The 5905-nt window shown below is 55.6% G+C and carries 5 protein-coding genes; all 5 read left to right on the top strand.

From position 1 onward, the window contains the following. Window positions 1-1142, top strand: a 1142-nt coding sequence (locus AACY31_RS28150; RefSeq protein WP_339505565.1) for a DUF2345 domain-containing protein, incomplete at its 5' end; no start/stop codon positions are given. A gap of 11 nt (window positions 1143-1153) precedes the next feature. Beyond that, window positions 1154-1921: a DUF4123 domain-containing protein gene (locus tag AACY31_RS28145; protein WP_339483756.1), complete on the top strand. Its 768-nt coding sequence runs from the start codon at window positions 1154-1156 to the stop codon at window positions 1919-1921. Beyond that, window positions 1806-2696, top strand: coding sequence for a YceK/YidQ family lipoprotein (locus AACY31_RS28140; protein WP_339505563.1), 891 nt, complete (start codon window positions 1806-1808; stop codon window positions 2694-2696). The genes AACY31_RS28145 and AACY31_RS28140 overlap by 116 nt, the downstream gene beginning before the upstream one ends. Before the next feature lie 179 nt (window positions 2697-2875). Next, complete coding sequence (locus tag AACY31_RS28135; protein WP_339483754.1) at window positions 2876-3403, top strand: DUF3304 domain-containing protein; 528 nt, start codon at window positions 2876-2878, stop codon at window positions 3401-3403. Next, window positions 3391-5733, top strand: coding sequence for a T6SS phospholipase effector Tle1-like catalytic domain-containing protein (locus AACY31_RS28130; RefSeq protein WP_445261591.1), 2343 nt, complete (start codon window positions 3391-3393; stop codon window positions 5731-5733). The genes AACY31_RS28135 and AACY31_RS28130 overlap by 13 nt, the downstream gene beginning before the upstream one ends. Window positions 5734-5905 lie beyond the last annotated feature (172 nt).

Below are 5905 nucleotides of genomic sequence, written 5' to 3'. Positions count from 1 at the left end.
TGCGTTTTTTGTTCGACCGCGACACCTGGGAAGCCGCCCGCTCAAGCGCCTGGCTGCGCCTGGCCCGGCCCTACGGCGGCGACACCCACGGCCTGCACTTCCCGCTGCAGGCCGGCACCGAAGTGGCAGTCGCGTTCGAACAAGGCGACCCCGACCGCCCCTACATCGCCCACGCCCTGCACGACAACGAACACCCGGACCTGGTTACGGCGCGCAATGAAAGACGCAACGTGCTGCGCACCCCGACCAACAACAAATTGCGCATGGACGACACCCGGGGGCAGGAGCACGTCAAGCTCAGCACCGAGCACAGTGGTAAGAGTCAGTTGAACCTGGGGCATCTGGTGGATGCCGAGCGCAAGAAACGGGGGGAAGGGTTTGAGTTGCGCACGGATGGCTGGGGGGCGATTCGTGCTGGCAAGGGGGTGTTTATCAGTGCTGATGAGCAGGTCAAGGCCAAGGGCGACGTCCTGAGCATGGACCCGGCCAGCGCCCAAGTCGAAGGCGCCAAGCGACAGATGGCCGACTGGCAAGACATCGCCCAGGCCCATCACAGCCGCAAGCCCGACCTGGGCGGCTTGCAGCAATTTCAGGCCGACGCAAAAGACCTCAAGGCCGCCGCCATCCTGCTCAGCGCCCCCAAGGGCATCGGCGCGGTCACCCCGGCCAGCTTGCTGCTCAAGAGCGGCGACGCGCTCTATCTGCAAAGCCAGGACCAAATCAACCTCGCCGCCGCCAAGCACCTGTCGGCCCATGCCAATCAAGGTATCTCGCTGCTGGCCCAGCAGGAAGGCATGCGCCTGGTTTCGGGCAAGGGTCCGTTGGAGATTGAATCCCACGGCGATGTGTTGGATTTGAAAGCCCAGCAGGACGTCAGCGTGCAGTCGGTGCAGGGGCATGTGCAGGTGACGGCGAAGAATGGGATCACGTTGGCGTGTGGCGGCGGGTTTATACGGATTAACCCAAGCGGCGCCATCGACATCCATAGCCCCGGCAAGCTGAACCTCAAGGGGCAACACGTTTGGGAGTTGCCTGCCGGGCAAAGCTTTGCGTTGGCGGATTTGCCGCAGTCGGTGTGTAAGGAATGTCTGGAGATGGCCCAGATACAAGCAGCAGGCGCAGCCATGCGTACCGCCCAATGAGGAATCTGCACATGCAAAAGCTTCATAGCCACTGGATCGAGCAGATAAAAAGCCTCTGCGCTTCCGCCAACGTAGGCCATGTCGACCTTGTCGTCGATCAAGCCGCCTGGGACCTCTCCGTTTTGCCGGCCTTGCGGAGTATGACGAACACGCCTTGGTTTTCTTTGTTCGATGGCACACCGGAAGAATCCCTGTTGGAACAGGCACCGATCCTGATGCGCTTGAGCCTGGATAAATGGCAGCACGAAGCCTGGCTGGAGGAGGTGGTAGAACAACTTTGGGGCTTGCCGCGCCTCCTCGTGCTGATCTCACCCATGCCGTTCGATGCCTTGGCCAAATCCCTTCAAGCCTCGTCGCAACTTGAATGGGGCGGTCAGACCGGATTGTTGCGGTTCTACGACCCGCGCGTGTTACCGGAGCTGCTGGAAAGCGTGCTGACCGCCGAACAGAAAGAGCGGTTCCTGAGTGTGGCGCTGCTATGGAGCTGGCTGGACCGGGACCAGCAACCTGCCTGGCAGTCGGGTACCTATCGTTCGAACCAGGTGTTTTTGGAACCCCTGCATCCGGTTTCGTTGACTGACGCACAGTTTGATCAGTTAGGCAGCATTGGTGATGCGCACACTTTGCTTGGAATAGCCAAGACGCAATTTTCGGATATTTCTGATGAGCAAGGTTTTGCCCTTTGTTATCGCCTGGTGCTTCAAGCGAGCAAAGAGAATTACTTTGGTGATTTACATGCGTATGCGAGATTTAATTTTGAAAAAAATCAAGATGAATAGGAAGTGTTTTATGGTTGGCAGGCTGTTGAGGGCGATCGTAATGTCGCTTGCTTTCATCTGTATGTCTGGGTGCGGTACTTTTCTTGCTCGAGTGGAAGATGGTTGGTTCTCAAGAAATGATAGTGAGTACTACAAGGGAGTCGACGCGGATGTAAAAATGTTAGGCGGAAATGATAGTGCTGGTTACTTGACAATGATCTGTTATATGACTATTGTTTGTCCTTTTTTATTTGTGGCAAGCATTCCAGCTGACCTGGTAGTGGATACGCTTTTACTCCCGTACGACCATATGCATGCAACCCGCCAGAGGAGAATGACGTATCGAGAAAGTTTGTCGGTCAAGAGTTACGGCTATCTAAAATTTGATTTTGACCTCTCCGAAGAAAAGACCAAAAAAAACGACTTGGCCAGATATAGTGTATGGTATAAAAACAGACAGCATTCTCTTGTGTTAAATGTAGATGGTGCACCCTTGGTAAATTCGATCTCAACGATGGCTGTCCCTTATATTGAAGGATATGAGTCGAAATCGATGCATGTTTATCTCAAGAGTGATAGCGGTTATCAGGGTGTCAATATATATTTTGGTAACGCCGGCGTTGGTGTCAAGAAAGCGGGTGACGCTATTGTCAATCCGCAGCCTAGCGGCGAGATTTTAACGTGTGATAGACACGGTAATTCAAAGTCTACAGTTTCGATAACGCCTTATTTAAGTTCCGGTCTATACATTTTCTTGGGGAGTGATCGCTATGGATCAGCATTGCTTCGTTGTTGATGTCGGCGGCCTTGCGGTGCATTAGTAGTGCGGTGTGGGTGCTCTCAATTACTCATGGAGCAAATGAGTGGTGAGTCGCCGAGTTAAAGCGACGAATGTCAGTAATAAAATGACTACTGCGGTTTGCGCGGCGCGTCCACCTGCGTCAGTGCTTTATATATTAGAGGCAAAGATGAGCGATGAGCAATTTCAAAAAGGTAGCGATATGGCATTGGATCGGCGGTTGTTTGCTTTTATTGTTGTCTGGGTGTTCAGGGGGAGCGCCGAAGTTTTTGGCGGGTAACTTGGATGCCGTGAATCATACTTCTGCGGCCATTAATCGGTTTTCCGTAAATGGCTACGGAGGGGGGAATGCCAGTCCCTTCGGTTACGGCGGCGGGATGTGCTGCGTGATGTTACCTGGCCAATGGGAACCGGGGTTGAAGTTTGAAGTTAAGTGGGAGACTGATCCGAATCCATATGCTGGCTCCCCCCCGTTAGGAACGGACGAGTTTAGGGCTTTTATGGTTAAACATAAAACTAGCTATGGGCAACACCAAGTCATTGTGGATCTTCCGCCTTACGAGGATCGATTGTGCGCGCTGGAAGTCCACTTTCTACCTTGTCATCAGGTCAAGGTATCCACTTCCTGCTGGCGTTACCCCTCACCTAACAGCCCGATTAAAGAACCTTTGAAAATGCAGGAGCCTGCTGTATGTCCGAAATAAAAAGTCGTGAGACTGTTTTCGCACCGGCCTTGTTTCCCAAGCAAGGACGTTTACCCAGCGATCCTCAAGCAGTCAGAAAAAATTATGAGCGACAAGCTGCTGAAGTGAACAACTATCGTCAGGAACAGAACGCTAAACGTGGTTTGCGCGGCGCATCCACCTGCGCCCGAGCTTTACATATCAGCTTGTTTTTCGACGGGACCAATAACAACGAGCCCCACGACACTTCCAAGGGTGAGTTTTCGAACCCAACCAATATCGCCCGGCTCTATCACGCCAGCTTGCTTCACCGTGAAAGCGGTTACTTTCGTTATTACATTCCTGGTGTGGGCACACCTTTTCCGGAAATCGGCGAGCTGGATTTCACAACGTTCGGAATGGCTTTTGCCAATGGTGGCGAAGACCGGATCAATTGGGGACTGTTGCAGATTGCCGATGCGCTGTCCTTCGCCCTGAACAAAGAACAAGGGCTGGATCTGCCGGTGGCCCAAGCCAAACTTAAAACCATGGCCACCACCTGGCCGTTGACCGCCTTAGGCAAAAGCAGTCGCCACCAGGCCATGGCCTCGTTGCTGGAGCCATTACGCGCCAAGGTCGCCACGGTGCAACCCAAGGTGCTGGCGATCAAACTGTTCATCTACGGGTTTTCCCGTGGGGCGGCGGAGGCGCGGACCTTTGTCACCTGGTTGAGCGAACTGTTCGATACGCCACCGGGGACCGAGCAGCCGAAACAGGAACTGTTGGGGATCCCGCTGAGCATCGAGTTCCTGGGCCTGCTGGACACCGTCGCCTCGGTGGGCAGCGCCCGTGCAGGGCCCTTCGCCGAGGGGCATATGGACTGGGCCGATGGCTCCCAGGCGCTGCCCGATGTGGGACGTTTTCCAAACTGGATCAAGGATTCCCGGCATTTTGTCGCGGCCCATGAACAACGCTTGTGTTTCCCCCTGGATTCAATTCGTTACGCTGATGGTCGCTACCCTGGTTATGCCCAAGAGGTTGTCTACCCCGGTATGCACTCGGATGTCGGCGGCGGTTACCCGAAGGGAGACCAAGGCAAGGCCCGTGGCGGATCGGGAGAATTGCTCTCGCAAATCGTTTTGCACGATCTGTTTGCGGCGGCGTTTGCGGCTGGTGCGCCCTTGACGGTACCCGAGGCGGTGATACCGGAGGAACTGCGGCACATCCCGCCAGCGCGACGGATGGCTCTCGATACAAAAGAAGAATTTGATATCACTGAGGTACTCATCGACCGCTTCAACACCTGGCGCACCACCCTCGGACTGACCGAGGCCACGTCTTCCGCCACCCCAGCCGACCACGAAGCCCTACGCCTCCCCCACAACCTGGAAGACACCATGGCCGAGCAATTGGCCTTGATCACCGGCTGGCGTATCGAGCGCTTTGCCCGAGGCAGTTATTTACAACAGCCTTTTTATATTCAGGCCAAGCAAACCAGCGCTACGGATCAAAAACTGGAAAAGGATGAGCGCGAGACGAAAATGAAGGAGGCCAAGGAAAAGCGCGTAGCAGCCCGTAGCCAGCCCAACAAAACACAACTGTTGTTAGGCACGGCCGGTCCGCCTCCTTACGAGGCGGTGATCGACCAGCAGCAGATTCGTGAAGCCGCCGTAGAGTTCGAACATGATTACCAGGGCTTTCGGCGCGATCAAACCAGCGTGGGCGGCTGGGTGGTCGATGGCGTGCTCAGGGATACGGTGTACCTGCTTAACGATGATGACGAGCAACAGGAGTACACACGGATCAAGGCGGCAGGCGAGTTGTATGTCAAGGAACTGTTCGGCGTGCGCGGCTCCAGCTACGAGAGAGTCCGGTTGCGGGACTCTGTACAAGCGGCCTTGCTGGTGGCGATGTTTGACGACCAGGTGCATGACTCGCGAGCGTGGTTCCTGCATGACTTCATGAGTTCGCGGGAACTGTGGGGCGACTACTTCCGTTATCGCATGGTGTATTTCGGCGATGAGTCCAACAAACGCATGACTCCGGTGGTGGTCGCCGGGCGTGTGGTGGGCATCGCGCTGGTGTTGGGCGGGGTCTACAGCATCCGTCGCGATGGTTGGAAAGGTGCGGCTGGCACGTTCGGCGCCGCGTCAGTGGGCTACAAGGTGATCAACGTTGTCGGCAACAAGGTCGAGCCATTCCTGCCAGGGGCAGAGCAGATCCTGCAACCGACCTTTGCGATCGGTGAAGTGGTGGCGCAGCAGCGCGAGGCCATCCTCAAGACTGAGGATGAGCTGCGAATGCAGAGCATGCTGGACCACCTTAAAACCACCGGTGGCTTGGTCGAACAAGTGAGGCAGGTGGTTTCATGATGCGCGTGATACGTATAGGCGACCCCCTGCGTCCCTTTGGCGGCAAAGTGCTGGAAGGTTCCTTTCTGGCATTCGGGCAACCGATGGCATCTGTTGGGGGCAAGGTTCGCTGCGATATGCACGGCGAGAATCGCATCGCCCAGGGCGCGGCGGGTTTCAGCTTCAACGGCCA

The organism is Pseudomonas sp. RL_105y_Pfl2_101 (assembly GCF_963970585.1).
In the GTDB taxonomy this organism is placed as follows: Bacteria; Pseudomonadota; Gammaproteobacteria; order Pseudomonadales; family Pseudomonadaceae; genus Aquipseudomonas.
This window is presented reverse-complemented; position numbering and strand designations above follow the sequence as displayed.

Excerpts from the sequence above, each read along its gene's own strand:
- AACY31_RS28130 (WP_445261591.1), top strand. The coding sequence starts at position 3,391 with ATGTCCGAAATAAAAAGTCGTGAGACTGTTTTCGCACCGGCCTTGTTT.
- AACY31_RS28145 (WP_339483756.1), top strand. The coding sequence starts at position 1,154 with ATGCAAAAGCTTCATAGCCACTGGATCGAGCAGATAAAAAGCCTCTGC.
- AACY31_RS28135 (WP_339483754.1), top strand. The coding sequence starts at position 2,876 with ATGAGCAATTTCAAAAAGGTAGCGATATGGCATTGGATCGGCGGTTGT.
- AACY31_RS28140 (WP_339505563.1), top strand. The coding sequence starts at position 1,806 with ATGAGCAAGGTTTTGCCCTTTGTTATCGCCTGGTGCTTCAAGCGAGCA.